This is a genomic window from Streptococcus mitis (genome assembly GCF_003942965.1).
GTDB lineage: Bacteria > Bacillota > Bacilli > Lactobacillales > Streptococcaceae > Streptococcus > Streptococcus mitis_BH.
In genome coordinates, this window is record NZ_RJOG01000015.1 from 1 (window position 1) to 17,878 (window position 17,878).

Annotated in this window: 16 protein-coding genes and 1 other annotated feature; of the genes, 14 read left to right on the forward strand and 2 right to left on the reverse strand. The window is 39.9% G+C overall.

The features are described from left to right. The 14 genes from D8837_RS05775 to D8837_RS05845 form a co-directional block, all read left to right on the forward strand. Nucleotides 1–818, forward strand: an 818-nt coding sequence (locus D8837_RS05775; RefSeq protein ID WP_142998996.1) for an FtsW/RodA/SpoVE family cell cycle protein, incomplete at its 5' end; no start/stop codon positions are given. A gap of 24 nt (nucleotides 819–842) precedes the next feature. Next, the gene (ppc, locus tag D8837_RS05780; protein WP_049491794.1) at nucleotides 843–3,539 is read left to right on the forward strand and encodes a phosphoenolpyruvate carboxylase; all 2,697 of its coding nucleotides are present in this window, start codon (nucleotides 843–845) and stop codon (nucleotides 3,537–3,539) included. Nucleotides 3,540–3,635: 96 nt separating this feature from the next. After that, nucleotides 3,636–3,853: a binding site (T-box leader), on the forward strand. A gap of 264 nt (nucleotides 3,854–4,117) precedes the next feature. Continuing rightward, a complete protein-coding gene (gene trpX / locus D8837_RS05790; RefSeq protein ID WP_000792150.1) occupies nucleotides 4,118–5,113 on the forward strand; it encodes a tryptophan ABC transporter substrate-binding protein in 996 nt (331 codons plus the stop codon). A 75-nt stretch (nucleotides 5,114–5,188) separates the two neighbouring features. Next, complete coding sequence (locus tag D8837_RS05795) at nucleotides 5,189–6,055, forward strand: ABC transporter permease (RefSeq protein WP_125456477.1); 867 nt, start codon at nucleotides 5,189–5,191, stop codon at nucleotides 6,053–6,055. Beyond that, on the forward strand, nucleotides 6,052–6,810 hold the full coding sequence (locus D8837_RS05800) for an ABC transporter ATP-binding protein (RefSeq protein ID WP_125456478.1): 759 nt from the start codon (nucleotides 6,052–6,054) through the stop codon (nucleotides 6,808–6,810). Before D8837_RS05795 ends, D8837_RS05800 begins: the two co-directional genes overlap by 4 nt. 89 nt (nucleotides 6,811–6,899) lie before the next feature. Beyond that, complete coding sequence (gene dnaG, locus D8837_RS05805; RefSeq protein ID WP_125456479.1) at nucleotides 6,900–8,660, forward strand: DNA primase; 1,761 nt, start codon at nucleotides 6,900–6,902, stop codon at nucleotides 8,658–8,660. Between the two features lie 2 nt (nucleotides 8,661–8,662). After that, nucleotides 8,663–9,772 carry an RNA polymerase sigma factor RpoD gene (gene rpoD, locus D8837_RS05810; RefSeq protein ID WP_000201903.1) on the forward strand — a complete coding sequence of 370 codons (1,110 nt, stop codon included), beginning with the start codon at nucleotides 8,663–8,665 and terminating at the stop codon, nucleotides 9,770–9,772. Nucleotides 9,773–9,786: 14 nt separating this feature from the next. Next, nucleotides 9,787–10,116, forward strand: coding sequence for a metal-sulfur cluster assembly factor (locus tag D8837_RS05815; RefSeq protein WP_125456480.1), 330 nt, complete (start codon nucleotides 9,787–9,789; stop codon nucleotides 10,114–10,116). A 113-nt stretch (nucleotides 10,117–10,229) separates the two neighbouring features. Then, on the forward strand, nucleotides 10,230–11,273 hold the full coding sequence (gene cpoA, locus D8837_RS05820) for an alpha-galactosylglucosyldiacylglycerol synthase (RefSeq protein ID WP_185755676.1): 1,044 nt from the start codon (nucleotides 10,230–10,232) through the stop codon (nucleotides 11,271–11,273). 15 nt (nucleotides 11,274–11,288) lie between these two features. Then, the gene (locus D8837_RS05825; RefSeq protein WP_125456481.1) at nucleotides 11,289–12,614 is read left to right on the forward strand and encodes a glycosyltransferase family 4 protein; all 1,326 of its coding nucleotides are present in this window, start codon (nucleotides 11,289–11,291) and stop codon (nucleotides 12,612–12,614) included. Between the two features lie 14 nt (nucleotides 12,615–12,628). After that, entirely contained in the window at nucleotides 12,629–12,820 is a 192-nt protein-coding gene (locus D8837_RS05830) for a PspC domain-containing protein (protein ID WP_185755677.1), read from the forward strand. 58 nt (nucleotides 12,821–12,878) lie between these two features. Continuing rightward, a complete protein-coding gene (locus D8837_RS05835) occupies nucleotides 12,879–13,013 on the forward strand; it encodes a DUF4044 domain-containing protein (protein ID WP_125456482.1) in 135 nt (44 codons plus the stop codon). A 63-nt stretch (nucleotides 13,014–13,076) separates the two neighbouring features. Further along, entirely contained in the window at nucleotides 13,077–14,387 is a 1,311-nt protein-coding gene (obgE, locus tag D8837_RS05840; RefSeq protein ID WP_125456483.1) for a GTPase ObgE, read from the forward strand. A 9-nt stretch (nucleotides 14,388–14,396) separates the two neighbouring features. Next, nucleotides 14,397–14,555 carry a hypothetical protein gene (locus tag D8837_RS05845; protein WP_001808548.1) on the forward strand — a complete coding sequence of 53 codons (159 nt, stop codon included), beginning with the start codon at nucleotides 14,397–14,399 and terminating at the stop codon, nucleotides 14,553–14,555. 43 nt (nucleotides 14,556–14,598) lie between these two features. Here the strand turns inward: D8837_RS05845 and D8837_RS05850 are convergent, their stop codons facing one another. After that, nucleotides 14,599–15,069: an arginine repressor gene (locus tag D8837_RS05850; protein ID WP_001043024.1), complete on the reverse strand. Its 471-nt coding sequence runs from the start codon at nucleotides 15,067–15,069 to the stop codon at nucleotides 14,599–14,601. Between the two features lie 534 nt (nucleotides 15,070–15,603). Beyond that, nucleotides 15,604–17,877, reverse strand: coding sequence for a Xaa-Pro dipeptidyl-peptidase (locus D8837_RS05855; protein WP_125456484.1), 2,274 nt, complete (start codon nucleotides 17,875–17,877; stop codon nucleotides 15,604–15,606). Nucleotide 17,878: the final 1 nt, after the last annotated feature.

Sequence of the window (17,878 nt, forward strand, 5' to 3'; positions counted from 1 at the left end):
AAGCTATTAAGATTTATGATTTTCAAGTTTTGACTCAAAATCGATGGTTTCCCCGAGCTTTTAATGATTGGCGATTTGTTATCTTGATTTTAATTGGAAGCTTAGGAATTTTCCCTGATTTAGGTAATGCAACTATCTTAGTTTTAGTCGCTTTAATTATGTATACGGTTAGTGGAATTGCTTATCGATGGTTTATCATTTTTCTAGGTTTTTTGGTAAGTGGTTCTACTTTACTTTTATATAGTATTTATTTTATAGGTGTAGATAAGTTTTCTCGAATTCCTGTATTTGGCTATGTAGCTAAGCGATTCAGTGCTTTCTTTAATCCTTTTAATGATTTAGCAGATGCAGGGCATCAGCTTGCAAATTCTTACTATGCTATAGTAAATGGAGGCTGGTTTGGATTAGGATTAGGTAATTCAATTGAGAAACGTGGCTATTTACCTGAAGCGCATACTGACTTTGTGTTTTCAATTGTCATTGAAGAGTTTGGATTTGTGGGAGCCAGCCTGATTTTAGCACTTGTCTTTTTCCTTATTTTACGGATTATTCTAGTTGGAATCAAAGCAGAAAATCCATTTAATTCCATGTTTGCTCTTGGTGTTGGTGGAATGATATTAGTGCAGGTATTTGTTAATATTGGTGGAATTTCTGGTCTTATTCCCTCAACAGGTGTTACTTTTCCATTCCTTTCTCAAGGTGGAAATAGTCTCTTAGTCTTATCTGTAGCTATTGCCTTTGTCTTAAATATTGATGCTTGTGAAAAACGTTCAAAAATTTATAGAGAATTAGAAAAAAATTCCTATAATTATATGTAGAACATACTGAAGAAAGGATTGTTTATGTCTCTTCAAAAATTAGAAAACTATAGTAATAAAGCTGTCGTGCAAGAAGAAGTATTGATTTTAACAGAATTGTTAGAAGATATCACTAAAAATATGCTTGCCCCAGAGACTTTTGAAAAAATCATGCAGTTGAAAGAATTGTCAACTCAAGAAGATTATCAAGGCTTGAACCAATTGGTTACTAGTCTGACAAATGATGAAATGGCTTATATTTCACGCTATTTCTCTATCTTGCCCCTTTTGATTAATATTTCAGAAGACGTGGATTTGGCTTATGAAATCAACCACCAAAATAATATTGATCAAGATTATCTTGGTAAATTGTCAGCAACTATCAAAATGGTTGCAGAAAAAGAAAATGCAGTTGAAATTCTAGAACATTTGAATGTTGTCCCTGTTTTGACTGCCCATCCAACACAAGTGCAACGTAAGAGTATGTTGGATTTGACCAATCATATCCATACCCTCTTGCGTAAGTATCGTGATGTAAAATTAGGCTTGATTAATAAGGAAAAATGGCATAATGATCTCCGTCGTTATATTGAGATTATCATGCAAACAGACATGATTCGTGAAAAGAAATTGAAAGTAACCAATGAAATCACGAATGTTATGGAATACTACAATAGTTCATTCCTGAAGGCAGTTCCTCATTTGACTGCTGAGTACAAACGTCTGGCTAAAAAACATGGCTTGGAGTTGAAACATCCAAAACCAATTACCATGGGTATGTGGATTGGTGGAGACCGTGATGGGAATCCTTTTGTTACAGCAGATACCTTGAAACAATCTGCTATGACTCAGTGTGAAGTCATCATGAACTACTATGATGAAAAAATTTACCAACTTTATCGTGAGTTCTCTCTCTCAACCAGTATTGTCAATGTGAGCAAGCAAGTCAGAGAAATGGCTCGTCAGTCTAAGGATAATTCTATTTATCGTGAAAAAGAGCTATACCGTCGTGCCTTGTTTGATATTCAATCAAAAATCCAAGCGACAAAAGCTTATTTGATTGAGGATAAGGAAGTTGGAGCTCGCTATGAAACAGCTAATGATTTTTATAAGGATTTAATTACCATTCGTGATTCCCTCTTGGAAAACAAGGGTGAAGCACTGATTTCTGGTGATTTTGTTGAGTTGATCCAGGCAGTTGAAATTTTTGGTTTCTATTTGGCATCTATTGACATGCGTCAAGATTCTAGTGTTCATGAAGCCTGTGTGGCTGAACTCTTGAAATCAGCAGGTATTCATTCTCATTATAGCGAACTAAGTGAAGAAGAAAAATGCCAGCTTCTCTTGAAAGAATTGGAAGAAGATCCACGTATTCTTTCTGCCACTCATGTTGAAAAATCAGAGTTACTTGAAAAAGAATTAGCAATCTTTAAGGCTGCTCGTAAGTTGAAAGATAAGTTGGGAGATGATGTCATTCGTCAGACAATCATTTCACATGCAACCAGCGTATCAGACATGTTGGAATTGGCTATCTTGCTAAAAGAAGTAGGGTTAGTTGATAAAGAAAGAGCCCGTGTCCAAATTGTTCCTCTCTTTGAAACAATTGAGGACTTGGACCACTCAGAAGAAACCATGAGAGAATACCTTTCTCTTCCTCTTGCTAAAAAATGGATTGCTTCACGTAATAACTACCAAGAAATCATGCTTGGCTACTCTGATAGTAATAAAGATGGTGGCTACCTATCATCATGTTGGACCCTCTACAAGGCTCAACAACAATTGACTGCTATTGGAGATGAATTCGGCGTTAAGGTTACCTTCTTCCACGGCCGTGGTGGGACTGTCGGTCGTGGTGGTGGACCAACCTATGAAGCCATTACATCTCAACCGCTCAAGTCTATCAAGGATCGTATCCGTTTGACAGAGCAGGGGGAAGTAATTGGGAATAAATACGGAAACAAAGACGCAGCTTACTATAACCTTGAAATGTTAGTATCTGCAGCCATTAACCGTATGATTACTCAGAAGAAGAGTGATACCAATACCTCAAATCGTTATGAAGCTATTATGGACCAAGTGGTGGACCGTAGTTACGATATCTACCGTGATTTGGTCTTTGGTAATGATCATTTCTATGATTATTTCTTCGAGTCAAGTCCAATCAAGGCAATTTCAAGCTTTAATATTGGTTCTCGTCCAGCCGCTCGTAAGACTATTACTGAAATCGGTGGTTTGCGAGCTATCCCTTGGGTATTCTCATGGTCGCAAAGTCGCGTCATGTTCCCTGGCTGGTATGGGGTTGGTTCAAGCTTCAAGGAATTTATCGATAAAAATCCAGAGAATATCGCTATCTTACGAGATATGTACCAAAACTGGCCTTTCTTCCAATCGCTTCTTTCAAATGTTGATATGGTCTTGTCAAAATCAAATATGAATATTGCTTTTGAATATGCCAAACTTTGTGAAGATGAAGAAGTAAAAGCAATCTATGAGACTATTTTAAACGAATGGCAAGTTACCAAGGAAGTCATCTTGGCTATTGAAGGATATGATGAACTCTTGGCTGAAAATCCATATCTAAAAGCAAGTTTGGATTATCGTATGCCTTACTTTAATATCCTTAACTATATCCAGTTGGAGTTGATTAAACGTCAACGCCGAGGAGAATTATCTAGCGACCAAGAAAAATTAATCCATACAACCATCAACGGAATTGCGACAGGATTGCGTAATTCGGGCTGATGTCTTTCAAACTTCCTCTTTTCTATAGGGGAAGTTTTTGAATCTTTCAAAAAAATGCTAAAAGAGTCTTGACAAGTAGTTGAAAAATGATATAATTTAACCATTCAGAAAAGTAATCATTCAAACTTTTTAGAGAGTCTGTGGTAGCTGAAAACAGATAAGTGATGATGATGAAAATTGGGCTGAATGTTATTTAGAATTTGAAATCATAAAAATTCGGTGAGCACACCTTACAGTGCATCTCGTTATTGCGAGACAGAGCGATAGGGAAATTCCCTATAATTGAGGTGGTACCGCGCATCGACGTCCTCACACAAGTTTTTTGTGTGAGGACTTTTTTGATGGAGGTTAGTATGGAAAGAAAACGATGGCGTCGCTTGTTTATACTCAATGAAAATCAAAAAGCAAACTAGGAAGCTAGTCGCAAGCTGCTCAAAACACTGTTTTGAGGTTGTGGATAGAACTGACAGAGTCAGTATCATATACCTACGGTAAGGCGACGCTGACGTGGTTTGAAGAGATTTTCGAAGAGTATTAGATAAGTGAAGTATTTTAAAGGAATAAAAAGGAGAAATAGAATGAAAAATAAACGTTTAATTGGAATTATCGCTGCATTAGCAGTCTTAGTAGCAGGAAGCTTAATTTACTCTTCAATGAATAAACCAGAAGCTAAGAATGAGAAGAAAGTTGCCAAAGTTGGTGTTCTTCAGTTTGTTAGCCATCCATCTCTTGATTTGATTTATAAAGGGATTCAAGATGGCCTTGCAGAAGAAGGTTATAAAGATGACCAAGTTAAAATCGATTTTATGAACTCAGAAGGTGATCAAAGTAAGGTTGCGACAATGAGTAAACAACTGGTCGCAAATGGGAATGACCTTGTGGTTGGTATTGCGACACCAGCTGCTCAAGGTTTGGCTAGTGCCACAAAAGACCTACCGGTTATCATGGCTGCTATTACAGACCCAATTGGTGCTAACTTGGTCAAAGATTTGAAAAAACCAGGTGGCAACATTACAGGGGTGTCTGACCACAATCCAGCTCAACAACAAGTTGAACTCATCAAGGCTTTGACACCAAATGTGAAAACAATCGGAGCTCTTTACTCAAGCAGCGAAGACAATTCAAAAACTCAGGTAGAAGAATTTAAGGCTTATGCTGAAAAAGCAGGTTTGACAGTAGAAACATTTGCAGTTCCTTCAACAAATGAAATTGCTTCAACAGTTAACGTTATGACTAGCAAGGTTGATGCTATCTGGGTTCCAATCGATAACACTATTGCTTCAGCCTTCTCAACTGTTGTATCAAGCAACCAATCAGCTAAAAAACCAATCTACCCAAGCGCAACTGCCATGGTAGAAGCAGGTGGTTTGGCATCCGTTGTAGTTGATCAACATGATCTCGGTGTGGCAACAGGTAAAATGATTGCACAAGTTTTGAAAGGTGCAAAACCAGCTGATACTCCAGTCAATGTATTTTCAACTGGTAAGTCAGTAATTAACAAAAAATTGGCACAAGAATTAGGTATTACGATTCCTGAATCTGTTCTAAAAGAAGCAGGACAAGTGATTGAATAATCTAGAATGGAGGAGTTGGGGACATCTCCTCCAATTTTTTACAATAGAAATCATATAGAAAAGGTTAAGAAACAGATGATATTATCTATTATTTCTCAAGGATTTGTCTGGGCTATTCTAGGTCTGGGAATCTTTATGACATTTAGGATTTTGAACTTTCCAGATATGACGGCAGAAGGTTCCTTCCCTCTTGGGGGAGCTGTTGCTGTCACTTTGATAACAAGGGGCGTGAATCCCTTTTTAGCGACACTTGTTGCTGTTGTAGCAGGTTGTTTGGCTGGTATGGCAGCAGGACTTCTTTATACAAAAGGGAAGATCCCAACTTTGCTCTCAGGGATTTTGGTGATGACTTCCTGTCACTCTATCATGCTCTTGATTATGGGACGTGCGAATTTAGGCCTGCTTGGAACCAAGCAAATACAGGATGTTTTGCCTTTTGATTCAGATTTGAATCAACTCTTGACAGGTCTCATCTTTGTAAGTCTTGTCATTGCTCTCATGCTCTTTTTCTTGGACACTAAACTCGGACAAGCCTATATTGCTACAGGTGATAATCCTGATATGGCTAGAAGTTTCGGGATTCATACTGGACGCATGGAGCTCATGGGATTGGTCTTATCAAATGGTGTGATTGCCCTTGCAGGGGCTCTCATTGCCCAGCAAGAAGGGTATGCTGATGTATCTCGAGGAATCGGGGTTATCGTTGTAGGTCTTGCAAGTTTGATTATTGGAGAAGTTATCTTCAAGAGTTTGAGCTTGGCAGAGCGTCTGGTTGCCATCGTTGTAGGTTCTATCGCTTATCAATTCTTAGTGTGGGCGGTTATCGCTCTTGGTTTTAATACAAGTTACCTTCGTTTATACAGTGCCTTGATCTTAGCAGTCTGCCTCATGATTCCAACATTTAAGCAAACAATCTTGAAAGGAGCCAAGTTAAGCAAATGACAGCAATTGTAGAATTAAAAAATGCAACCAAAGTTGTTAAAAATGGCTTTGATGAAGAAAAGATTATTTTAAATGATGTTTCCTTAGAAATTTTTGAACAGGACTTTATCACGATTTTAGGTGGAAATGGTGCTGGGAAATCGACCCTCTTTAACACCATTGCAGGAACCTTGTCACTAACCAGTGGGACAATTCGTATTTTGGGTGAAGATGTAACCAAGTTTTCACCAGAGAAGCGGGCTAAGTATCTGTCTCGAGTCTTCCAAGATCCCAAGATGGGGACAGCTCCTCGTATGACAGTGGCAGAGAATCTCTTGATTGCCAAATTTCGTGGTGAAAAGCGTGGACTATTTCCACGACGCTTGACTAGCTATAAGGATGAGTTTCAGGCAACTATTGAAAAAGTGGGAAACGGTCTTGAGAAACACTTGAATACACCGATTGAGTTCTTATCAGGTGGACAAAGACAGGCCTTGAGCCTCTTGATGGCAACCTTGAAGCGTCCTGAATTACTCTTGTTGGACGAGCATACTGCGGCCCTTGATCCAAAGACTAGTGTGGCACTCATGGAATTGACAGACGAATTTGTCAAGAAGGACAAGTTGACAGCGCTTATGATTACTCATCATATGGAAGATGCTCTCAAATATGGCAATCGTTTAATTGTCATGAAAGAAGGACGAATTATCCAAGATTTGAAGCAAGAAGAAAAAGCAAAAATGAAAATCTCTGATTATTATCAACTCTTTGAATAAAGTAGGGAAAACGAGTGAAATGGTTTACTTTTTTTCTGAAATAAAGTATACTATATAAAGTAAACTATGATAACATGGAGGTATTGTGTATGGTTGACAAACAAGTCATTGAAGAAATCAAAAACAATGCCAACATTGTGGAAGTCATAGGAGATGTGATTTCTTTACAAAAGGCAGGACGGAACTATCTAGGGCTCTGTCCTTTTCATGGTGAAAAAACACCTTCTTTCAACGTTGTAGAGGACAAGCAGTTTTATCACTGTTTTGGTTGTGGTCGCTCAGGTGATGTCTTTAAGTTCATCGAGGAGTATCAAGGAGTTCCCTTTATGGAGGCTGTCCAAATTTTAGGTCAGCGTGTTGGGATAGAGGTGGAAAAACCGCTTTATAGTGAGCAGAAGCCAGCTTCGCCCCACCAAGCTCTTTATGATATGCACGAAGATGCGGCTAAATTTTATCATGCCATTCTCATGACAACGACCATGGGGGAGGAGGCCAGAAACTATCTTTATCAGCGTGGTTTGACAGATGAAGTGCTCAAGCATTTTCGGATTGGTTTGGCACCTCCAGAACGAAACTATCTCTATCAACGTTTGTCTGGTCAGTATCGTGAAGAGGATTTTCTAGATTCAGGATTATTTTACCTCTCGGATGCCAATCAATTTGTAGACACCTTTCACAATCGGATTATGTTTCCCCTGACAAATGATCAGGGAAAGGTCATTGCCTTCTCAGGTCGTATCTGGCAGAAAACGGATTCACAAACTTCTAAGTATAAAAATAGCCGATCGACTGCAATTTTTAACAAAAGTTACGAATTATATCATATGGATAGGGCAAAAAAATCTTCTGGTAAAGCCAGTGAGATTTACCTCATGGAAGGATTCATGGATGTCATTGCAGCCTATCGGGCTGGAATCGAAAATGCTGTGGCGTCTATGGGAACGGCCTTGAGTCGTGATCATGTTGAGCATCTGAAAAGGTTAACTAAGAAGTTGGTTCTAGTTTACGATGGTGATAAGGCTGGGCAAGCGGCGACATTGAAAGCCTTGGATGAAATTGGCGATATGCCTGTGCAGATCGTCAGCATGCCTGATAACTTGGATCCAGATGAGTATCTACAAAAAAATGGTCCAGAAGACTTGGCCTATCTATTAACGAAAACTCGTATTAGTCCGATTGAGTTTTACATTCACCAGTACAAGCCTGAAAATAGTGAAAATCTGCAGGCCCAGATTGAGTTTATTGAAAAAATAGCTCCCTTGATTGTTCAAGAAAAGTCTATCACTGCTCAAAACAGCTATATTCATATTTTAGCTGATAGTCTGGCGTCTTTTGATTATGCCCAGATTGAGCAGATTGTGAATGAGAGCCGTCAGGCACAAAGGCAGAATCGCATGGAAGGAATTTCCAGACCGACGCCAATCACCATGCCTGTTACCAAGCAGTTATCGGCTATTATGAGGGCAGAAGCCCATCTACTTTATCGAATGATGGAATCCCCTCTTGTTTTGAACGATTACCGTTTGCGAGAAGATTTTGCATTTGACACTCCTGAATTTCAGGTTTTATATGACTTGCTTGGCCAGTATGGCAATCTTCCTCCAGAAGTTCTAGCAGAACAGACAGAGGAAGTTGAAAGAGCTTGGTACCAAGTCTTAGCTCAGGATTTGCCTGCTGAGATGTCTCCGCAGGAATTAAGTGAAGTAGAGATGACTCGAAACAAGGCTCTCTTGAATCAGGACAATATGAGAATCAAAAAGAAGGTGCAGGAAGCTAGCCATGTAGGAGATACAGACACAGCCTTAGAAGAATTGGAACGTTTAATTTCCCAAAAGAGAAGAATGGAGTAATAATGGCAACAAAACAAAAAGAAGTAACAACATTTGACGTACAAGTAGCAGAATTTATCCGTAATCATAAACAAAAAGGGACAGCAACTGATGATGAAATCAATGCTAGTCTGGTGATTCCTTTTACCTTGGATGCTGATGGGATTGAAGACCTCTTGCAACGAATTCAGGATGCAGGGATTTCTATCACAGATAACGAAGGAAATCCGAGTGCGCGTGTTCTTAGCACTGAAGAAGAACCAGAACTCAGCGATGAGGATTTGATTGGTTCAACTTCGGCTAAGGTCAATGACCCTGTCCGTATGTACTTGAAAGAAATCGGGGTCGTTCCTCTTTTGACCAATGAAGAGGAAAAAGAATTGGCACTAGCAGTTGAAGCTGGTGATATCGAAGCCAAACAACGTCTTGCGGAAGCCAACCTTCGTTTGGTTGTTTCTATTGCTAAACGCTATGTCGGTCGTGGTATGCAGTTCCTTGACTTGATTCAAGAAGGGAACATGGGCTTGATGAAGGCGGTTGACAAGTTTGATTATTCTAAAGGGTTCAAGTTCTCAACTTACGCAACTTGGTGGATTCGTCAGGCTATCACTCGTGCTATTGCGGATCAAGCTCGTACTATCCGTATCCCAGTTCACATGGTTGAAACGATTAACAAGCTTGTTCGTGAACAACGTAACCTTCTTCAAGAATTGGGACAAGATCCAACACCAGAACAAATCGCTGAACGTATGGATATGACACCTGATAAGGTTCGTGAAATCTTGAAGATTGCTCAAGAACCGGTATCCCTTGAAACACCAATCGGTGAAGAGGATGATAGCCACCTTGGGGACTTTATCGAAGATGAAGTGATTGAAAATCCAGTGGATTATACAACTCGTATCGTCTTGCGTGAGCAGTTGGATGAGGTCTTGGATACTCTTACAGACCGTGAAGAAAATGTTTTGCGTCTACGTTTTGGGCTAGATGATGGGAAAATGCGTACCCTTGAAGATGTGGGTAAAGTCTTTAACGTGACTCGCGAACGTATCCGTCAGATTGAAGCTAAAGCTTTGAGAAAACTACGCCAACCAAGTCGCAGCAAACCGCTTCGTGATTTTATTGAAGACTAAGAGTGAGGATGAATATGGCTTATACAGAAGAGCAAATTGAAAACATCAAAACACGAATTTTATCAGCCTTGGAAGAAGTTATTGACCCTGAGTTGGGAATCGATATTGTCAATCTTGGTTTGATTTATGAGATTCGTTTTGACGGCGACACAGGACAAACAGAGATTGATATGACTTTGACAACTATGGGTTGTCCCCTAGCAGACCTTTTGACGGATCAGATTTATGATGCCATGACAGAGGTGCCAGAAGTAACGAATACTGAGGTTAAATTAGTCTGGTATCCAGCCTGGACTGTTGAAAAAATGAGTCGCTATGCACGCATTGCCCTAGGCATTAAGTAAACAAATAAAAGTATGTGAGAGATTATTGGAAAAGCGAGGAAATTTCCCCTCTTTTCCCTAGTCTCTCCTTTCTTTTGCTGATTTTATTCAAAGAAAATGATATAATAGTAGTTATGGAAAAAAAGAAATTACGCATCAATATGTTAAGTTCAAGTGAGAAAGTAGCAGGACAAGGAGTTTCAGGTGCCTACCGTGAATTAGTTCGTCTTCTTCACCGTGATGCCAAGGACCAATTGATTGTTACAGAAAATCTTCCAATAGAGGCAGATGTGACTCACTTTCATACGATTGATTTCCCCTATTATTTATCAACCTTCCAAAAGAAACGCTCAGGAAGGAAAATTGGCTATGTGCATTTCTTACCTGATACACTTGAGGGGAGTTTGAAAATTCCATTTTTCTTAAAGGGAATTGTGAAACGATATGTATTTTCTTTTTACAACCGGATGGAGCACTTGGTTGTGGTCAATCCGATGTTTATTGAGGATTTGGTGGCAGCTGGTATTCCACGTGAAAAAGTGACTTATATTCCTAACTTTGTCAATAAGGAAAAATGGCATCCCCTTCCACAAGACGAGATAGCTAGACTGCGAACAGAGCTAGGTCTTAGTGACAATCAGTTTATCGTAGTAGGTGCTGGTCAAGTTCAGAAACGTAAAGGGATTGATGACTTTATCCGTCTGGCTGAGGAATTGCCTCAGATTACCTTTATCTGGGCTGGTGGTTTCTCTTTTGGTGGTATGACAGATGGTTATGAACGCTACAAGAAAATGATGGATAATCCACCCAAAAATTTGATGTTTCCAGGTATTGTGCCGCCAGAACGGATGCGCGAATTGTATGCCCTAGCGGATCTTTTCTTGTTGCCTAGTTACAATGAGCTCTTTCCTATGACGATTTTAGAGGCTGCTAGTTGTGAGGCTCCTATCATGTTACGTGATTTGGATCTTTATAAGGTGATTTTAGAGGGAAATTATCGGGCGACAGCAGATAGAGAAGAGATGAAAGAAGCTATTTTGGAATATCAAGCAAATCCTGCTGCCTTAAAAGAACTCAAAGAAAAAGCTAAGAATATTTCTAGGGAGTATTCAGAAGAGCATCTGTTACAAATCTGGTTAGACTTTTATGAGAAACAAGCCGCTTTAGGGAGAAAGTAAAAAGTGAGGTAATCTATGCGAATTGGTTTATTTACAGATACCTATTTTCCTCAGGTTTCTGGTGTTGCGACCAGTATTCGAACCTTGAAAACAGAACTTGAAAAGCAGGGGCATGCTGTTTTTATCTTTACAACGACAGATAAGGATGTCAATCGCTACGAAGATTGGCAAATTATCCGCATACCAAGTGTTCCTTTCTTTGCTTTTAAGGATCGCCGCTTTGCCTATCGAGGTTTTAGCAAGGCTCTTGAAATTGCTAAACAATATCAACTTGATATTATCCACACTCAGACAGAATTTTCTCTTGGCCTGTTGGGGATTTGGATTGCGCGTGAATTGGAAATTCCAGTCATCCATACTTATCACACCCAGTACGAAGACTATGTTCATTATATTGCTAAGGGGATGTTGATTCGTCCGAGTATGGTCAAGTACTTAGTCAGAGGTTTCCTGCACGATGTGGATGGGGTTATTTGTCCGAGTGAGATTGTCCGTGACTTGCTATCTGACTATAAAGTCAAGGTTGAAAAGCGGGTCATTCCTACTGGGATTGAATTAGCCAAGTTTGAGCGTCCGGAAATAAAGCAGGAAAATTTGATAGAACTGCGTAGTAAACTGGGGGTTCAAGATGATGAAAAGATGTTGCTTAGTCTTTCCAGAATTTCCTATGAAAAAAATATTCAAGCAGTACTTGCAGCTTTTGCAGAAGTTCTGAAAGAAGAAGACAAGGTCAAGCTGGTGGTAGCTGGGGATGGTCCTTATCTGGATGATCTTAAAGAGCAAGCCCAGAAACTAGAGATTCAAGACTCAGTTGTCTTTACAGGGATGATTGCTCCTAGTGAGACCGCTCTTTACTATAAGGCGGCAAATTTCTTCATCTCGGCATCGACAAGTGAAACGCAAGGTTTGACATACTTGGAAAGCTTAGCCAGTGGAACACCTGTCATTGCACATGGAAATCCTTATCTGGACAACTTAATCAGTGATAAAATGTTTGGAACCTTGTATTACAGTGAACATAATTTGGCTGGGGCCATTTTAGAAGCCCTGATTGCAACGCCAGACATGAATGAGCATACCTTATCAGTGAAATTGTACGAGATTTCAGCTGAGAATTTTGGAAAACGGGTGCATGAGTTTTATCTGGATGCCATTATTTCAAATAACTTCCAGAAAGATTTAGCAAAAGATGATACGGTCAGCCAGCGTATCTTTAAGACAGTTTTGTATTTACCGCAACAGGTGGTTGCTGTGCCTGTAAAAGGCTCTAGACGAATGCTGAGGGCTTCAAAAACACAGTTAATCAGCATCAGAGATTATTGGAAAGACCATGAAGAATAGAAAGAGGAATAGCTATGAAAAAACAATTGATGAGAAGTGGTAGTGATCAAAAAATTGCTGGAGTATGTGCTGGGGTCGCAAATTATTTTGATATTGATCCGACTATTGTTCGTGTAATATGGGGTGTTCTTGCATTTTGTTATGGGGCAGGAATTGTAGCTTATATCATTTTATGGATTATTGCACCGGTATCAACTGACTATTGAAAACTAGCTAAATTCATGCTAAGATAATAGAAAATAGAATGTAACGAAGGAGAGAAAAATGGCATTTGGAGATAATGGAAATCGTAAAAAAACCTTGTTTGAGAAATTAACTTTAATCATCGTGGTTATTATGCTTTTAGCGAGTATATTTGGTATTTTTGCAACTGCAATTAGTGCCCTCAGTAATCTATAAAATAGATTTAAGAAAATTTTGTGACTGGGATTTCCCAGCCCTTTTTTAAAGTGAGAAGAAAAAATGAGTATGTTTTTAGACACAGCCAAGATCAAGGTCAAGGCTGGTAATGGTGGTGATGGCATGGTTGCCTTTCGCCGTGAAAAATATGTCCCTAATGGCGGTCCTTGGGGTGGTGATGGTGGTCGCGGAGGCAATGTGGTCTTCGTTGTAGATGAAGGTCTACGTACCCTCATGGACTTCCGCTACAATCGCCATTTCAAGGCTGATTCTGGTGATAAAGGTATGACCAAAGGGATGCATGGTCGTGGTGCCGAGGACCTTAGAGTTCGTGTACCACAAGGTACGACTGTGCGTGATGCGGAGACTGGTAAAGTCTTAACAGATTTGATTGAACATGGGCAAGAATTTATTGTAGCCCACGGTGGTCGTGGTGGTCGTGGAAATATCCGCTTTGCAACACCAAAAAATCCTGCACCGGAAATCTCTGAAAATGGAGAACCAGGTCAGGAACGTGAGTTACAATTGGAATTAAAAATCTTGGCAGATGTTGGTTTAGTAGGCTTCCCCTCTGTTGGGAAATCAACACTTTTAAGTGTTATCACCTCAGCTAAGCCTAAAATTGGTGCCTACCACTTTACCACTATTGTGCCAAATTTAGGTATGGTTCGTACCCAATCAGGTGAATCCTTTGCAGTAGCCGATTTACCAGGTTTGATTGAAGGTGCTAGTCAAGGTGTTGGTTTGGGAACCCAGTTCCTCCGTCACATCGAGCGTACACGTGTCATCCTTCATATTATTGATATGTCAGCTAGCGAAGGCCGTGATCCTTATGAGGATTATCTTGCCATCAATAAAGAGCTGGAGTCATATAATCTCCGTCTGATGGAGCGTCCACAGATTATTGTAGCTAATAAGATGGACATGCCTGAAAGTCAGGAAAATCTTGTAGAATTCAAGAAAAAATTGGCTGAAAACTACGATGAATTTGAAGAGTTACCAGCTATTTTCCCAATATCTGGTTTGACCAAGCAAGGTTTGGCTACGCTTTTGGATGCTACAGCTGAATTGTTAGACAAGACACCAGAATTCTTGCTTTACGACGAGTCAGATATGGAAGAAGAAGCTTACTATGGCTTTGATGAGGAAGAAAAAGCCTTTGAAATTAGTCGTGATGACGATGCGACATGGGTGCTTTCTGGTGAAAAACTCATGAAACTCTTTAATATGACCAATTTTGATCGTGACGAATCAGTCATGAAATTTGCTCGCCAGCTTCGTGGTATGGGGGTTGATGAAGCCCTTCGTGCGCGTGGAGCTAAAGATGGTGACTTGGTCCGCATTGGTAAATTTGAGTTTGAATTTGTGGACTAGGAGACTGGTATGGGAGATAAACCGATATCTTTCCGAGATGCGGATGGCAATTTTGTTTCTGCTGCAGACGTTTGGAATGAAAAGAAATTGGAAGAACTATTTAATCGTCTCAATCCAAATCGTGCCCTGAGATTAGCACGAACTAAAAAAGAAAATCCATCTCAGTAAAGAATATAACAAAATTCCGTGCCACATCAGACACGGAATTTTCTTATTCTTCAAAGAAAAATGGTGGAGCGAATTTTTTCAATTCTTCAAAGCATTTTTGAGCAGCTTCTGCATCTTCACAGATGACAAGACAGACATCATCGCCACAGAGGCTAGCAATAGCGTCGGGGAAGCTCAAAGCATCAATGATAGAACCAAAGGATTGAGCAAGTCCAGGAAGGGTTTTTAGCAGGACTTGATGTTGAACTGGGCGCATCAAGACAAGAGCATCTTCCATGTAAATTTCGAGACGTTTTTCCCATTTTGAGATAGAACCTGTATTGAGCACGTAGTAAGAGTTGTCTTCTTCTCGTACTTTTGAGAGGTTCATGCTTTTAATATCTCTCGAAAGTGTAGCTTGTGTAACTTGAATGTCGTTATCAGCAAGAAGAGCTTGTAGCTCAGCTTGGGTATGAATCTTGTTTTTCGTTACAAGAGCTCGTATGAGTTGGTGTCGGTGTTCTGATTTATTCATAAAATGTTACTCCTTGTACTAGGTACAGAAAAGCGTGGACTGAACGAGATCGTCAGTCGAGTGGTAAGCGGTATTGTCACGTATGGTGATTTCAAAGTCAGTAGTATAAAGAACTATACGGAGAAAATCTCCTTCTTTTAACTTGTCACTAGTTGAGTGTAGATGAATAGGCTATCTTATCCGTTTATCTACATTGGTGTCCTCTACTAACAGTAAATCATTCAATTAGGGTAGCATTTTGTCACGGCTTTTTGTGAATTTACACTAAACGGTCATTCACAGAGATTATCCAACATGTGGTGTGGTAGCGTGTATGATTGAGGGTTACACATGTTAGTTAGTGGTGTTAGTATCATTTGTCCAAGGTTCAGCAGCGGGGGGAGTATAATCTGTTCTTTGGATTGAATTTGATACCAAGTTTCTGTTTCGTTAGACTATTCAAGTGGGGGTTATTGATTATAGGAAGGCAAATGGTCACGTAATTAATCCTTCCTTGGAAAATTTCAATATTGAAAGTCTGATAGCCTATACCTTTTAGTAAGGTAGGATAAGTGTAGACTGTTCAAGATCAACAGTCAGGTAGTAAGCGGTATTGTCACGTATGGTGATTTCAAAGTCAGTAGTATAAAGGACTAAACGAATAGTATCTCCTTCTTTTAGCTTATAAATAGTTGGTTGCAGTTCAAATTGAACATCCATCCATTCACCTGCCTTGATATCCTCGACTAACAGTAAATCATTTCTATTCTGTAAATTAAGGTAGCCTTTGCTCACGACTCGTTGTTCATTTTCACGAAATGGTAATTCACAGAGATTTTCCAACATGTGGTAGCGACCGTTGTCAATGGTTCTAGCACTTAAAACAGCTGGATAAGGTTGTAGGTATTTCTTTTGTCCAAATTCTAGCAGTTGGGCTGATAATAAACCCTTGTTTGTGCTGGATTTGATGCGAAGATTGAGCTGAGCACGACCGTTCAAGTGAAGATCTTTGGTCACAGGAAGGTCGATTGTAATTTGATTGACTTTTCCTTGATAAAGTTCCGTATTGAAGGTCTGGTAGGTTTTACCATAGCGCTCAAAATCCTTATCTGAGTACTGGTTTTGAATAACTTGCTCTTCTTGACCAAGTGGGAAGGTTTCAAAGTTATCTTGCTCACCGAAGTTATCAAGTGATAACCAAGTCTGAGGAGCTGTATTGTCCTGCCAAATGACAGTAGGAAGTTGGAAATCTGTATCTTGTCCCAGTAATTTCTTTGTCAATAAGGCGTTCATGGACTCACGGAAGTCAATGGACTGCCAGTTGTTCATGTACACATGGGCGCCATTATGGAAAAAGAGATGCTTGTTTATATGAGCAGGAAGGGCGTGAAACATCTGGTAAACATGAAGTGGTTTGACATTCCAATCCTGTGAACCATGAGTAAAGACAACCTCTGCCTTTACCTTATGGGCATTGAGCAGATAATTGCGATCATGCCAAAATTGATTGTAGTCACCAGATTTGCGATCTAACTGCTCTTTTACTTTTTCTAAGTCAGCTTGGTGAGCCTCATTACCACGGATATAGTCACCAGCCAAGAGATTACGAGAGTAGGTTAGTTCAGCAAGGGAGTCAAAGTCCTCACCTGGATAACCACCTGGGCTAGTTACTAGACCGTTTTCACGGTAGTAGTTGTACCACGAAGAAATACCAGCCTCGGCAATAATAACCTCTAAACCATCTACACCTGTAGTCGCAAGACCATTGGACATGGTACCTAGATAGGAAAGTCCAGTTGTAGCTACTTTTCCGTTTGACCAGTCAGCCTTGACTTGACGTTGGCACGTGTGGTCGGTAAAGGCACGGCAACGGCCATTGAGCCAGTCGATGACATTTTTATAAGCCTCGATTTGCTGGTAGTCCCCATTAGTCATGAAACCAGTAGAGTCTTTGGTACCGACACCTGAGACATAGAGATTAGCAAAACCTCGTGGAAGGAAGTAGTCGTTGAGAGTATAGCTAGCGTTGATGTGAGTTAGCTTTTCCTCAGCTTCTGACACAAGCTCAGCTTGACCTTGGGGTTGGACGAGATTGAGTTGAGGTTCTTCAAGCTCAATCTTGTGAGCAGGTTTGACCTCAAGTTCACCCTCCATCTTGTAGAGGGCCTTATCACTAGCCTTGTCATTGGTTCCCTGATGGTAGGGGCTAGCTGTCATGATAGCAGGGATTTTTCCATCATAATGAGGACGAATAATGCTGACCTTGACTAGGTTTGGAAGTCCTTCGCGGTCAGTATCGACACGAGACTCAACGTAAACGACTTCTCGAATGACATCATGGCTAGAAAAAGTAGCCAAAATCTTGCCGTTAAAGTAGTGATAGTCATTATCCTCAGGAATTAGCCCGTCACTGACAAGTTGGTCGATAAGAGTGTTCCCTTTTTTAGTGCGAGTATTGAGCAACTGATAGAGATTTTCAATCAAGTCACCATATACAATAGGAAATCCAGACTCTTTACGAAAAACATCACTGTCTTCAAAGTCAACCAAATAAGAAAAACCTAAAAGTTGAAAGGCTACAGTATAGAAAATATCTGCAGTCAACTCTTTATCTGATTGAAAAAATGTCAGTAAGTCAGTTTCTTTATCAACTGCTAAACTGGATAGAGGATAGGTGCTATCTTTAAAATTAAAAAAGAAACGAATGAGAAACGCTTCAAGCATTTTTTTATTTGTGATGTTGACTGGTAAATCAAATCCATACTTTTTTAATTCAAAGATAATTGTATCTCTAGGTAGCGCTAAATAGCTAAATCGATTAAAACGCATA

Excerpts from the sequence above, each read along its gene's own strand:
- ppc (WP_049491794.1), top strand. The coding sequence starts at position 843 with ATGTCTCTTCAAAAATTAGAAAACTATAGTAATAAAGCTGTCGTGCAA.
- trpX (WP_000792150.1), top strand. The coding sequence starts at position 4,118 with ATGAAAAATAAACGTTTAATTGGAATTATCGCTGCATTAGCAGTCTTA.
- D8837_RS05795 (WP_125456477.1), top strand. The coding sequence starts at position 5,189 with ATGATATTATCTATTATTTCTCAAGGATTTGTCTGGGCTATTCTAGGT.
- D8837_RS05800 (WP_125456478.1), top strand. The coding sequence starts at position 6,052 with ATGACAGCAATTGTAGAATTAAAAAATGCAACCAAAGTTGTTAAAAAT.
- dnaG (WP_125456479.1), top strand. The coding sequence starts at position 6,900 with ATGGTTGACAAACAAGTCATTGAAGAAATCAAAAACAATGCCAACATT.
- rpoD (WP_000201903.1), top strand. The coding sequence starts at position 8,663 with ATGGCAACAAAACAAAAAGAAGTAACAACATTTGACGTACAAGTAGCA.
- D8837_RS05815 (WP_125456480.1), top strand. The coding sequence starts at position 9,787 with ATGGCTTATACAGAAGAGCAAATTGAAAACATCAAAACACGAATTTTA.
- cpoA (WP_185755676.1), top strand. The coding sequence starts at position 10,230 with ATGGAAAAAAAGAAATTACGCATCAATATGTTAAGTTCAAGTGAGAAA.
- D8837_RS05825 (WP_125456481.1), top strand. The coding sequence starts at position 11,289 with ATGCGAATTGGTTTATTTACAGATACCTATTTTCCTCAGGTTTCTGGT.
- D8837_RS05830 (WP_185755677.1), top strand. The coding sequence starts at position 12,629 with ATGAAAAAACAATTGATGAGAAGTGGTAGTGATCAAAAAATTGCTGGA.
- D8837_RS05835 (WP_125456482.1), top strand. The coding sequence starts at position 12,879 with ATGGCATTTGGAGATAATGGAAATCGTAAAAAAACCTTGTTTGAGAAA.
- obgE (WP_125456483.1), top strand. The coding sequence starts at position 13,077 with ATGAGTATGTTTTTAGACACAGCCAAGATCAAGGTCAAGGCTGGTAAT.
- D8837_RS05845 (WP_001808548.1), top strand. The coding sequence starts at position 14,397 with ATGGGAGATAAACCGATATCTTTCCGAGATGCGGATGGCAATTTTGTT.
- D8837_RS05850 (WP_001043024.1), bottom strand. The coding sequence starts at position 15,069 with ATGAATAAATCAGAACACCGACACCAACTCATACGAGCTCTTGTAACG.
- D8837_RS05855 (WP_125456484.1), bottom strand. The coding sequence starts at position 17,877 with ATGCGTTTTAATCGATTTAGCTATTTAGCGCTACCTAGAGATACAATT.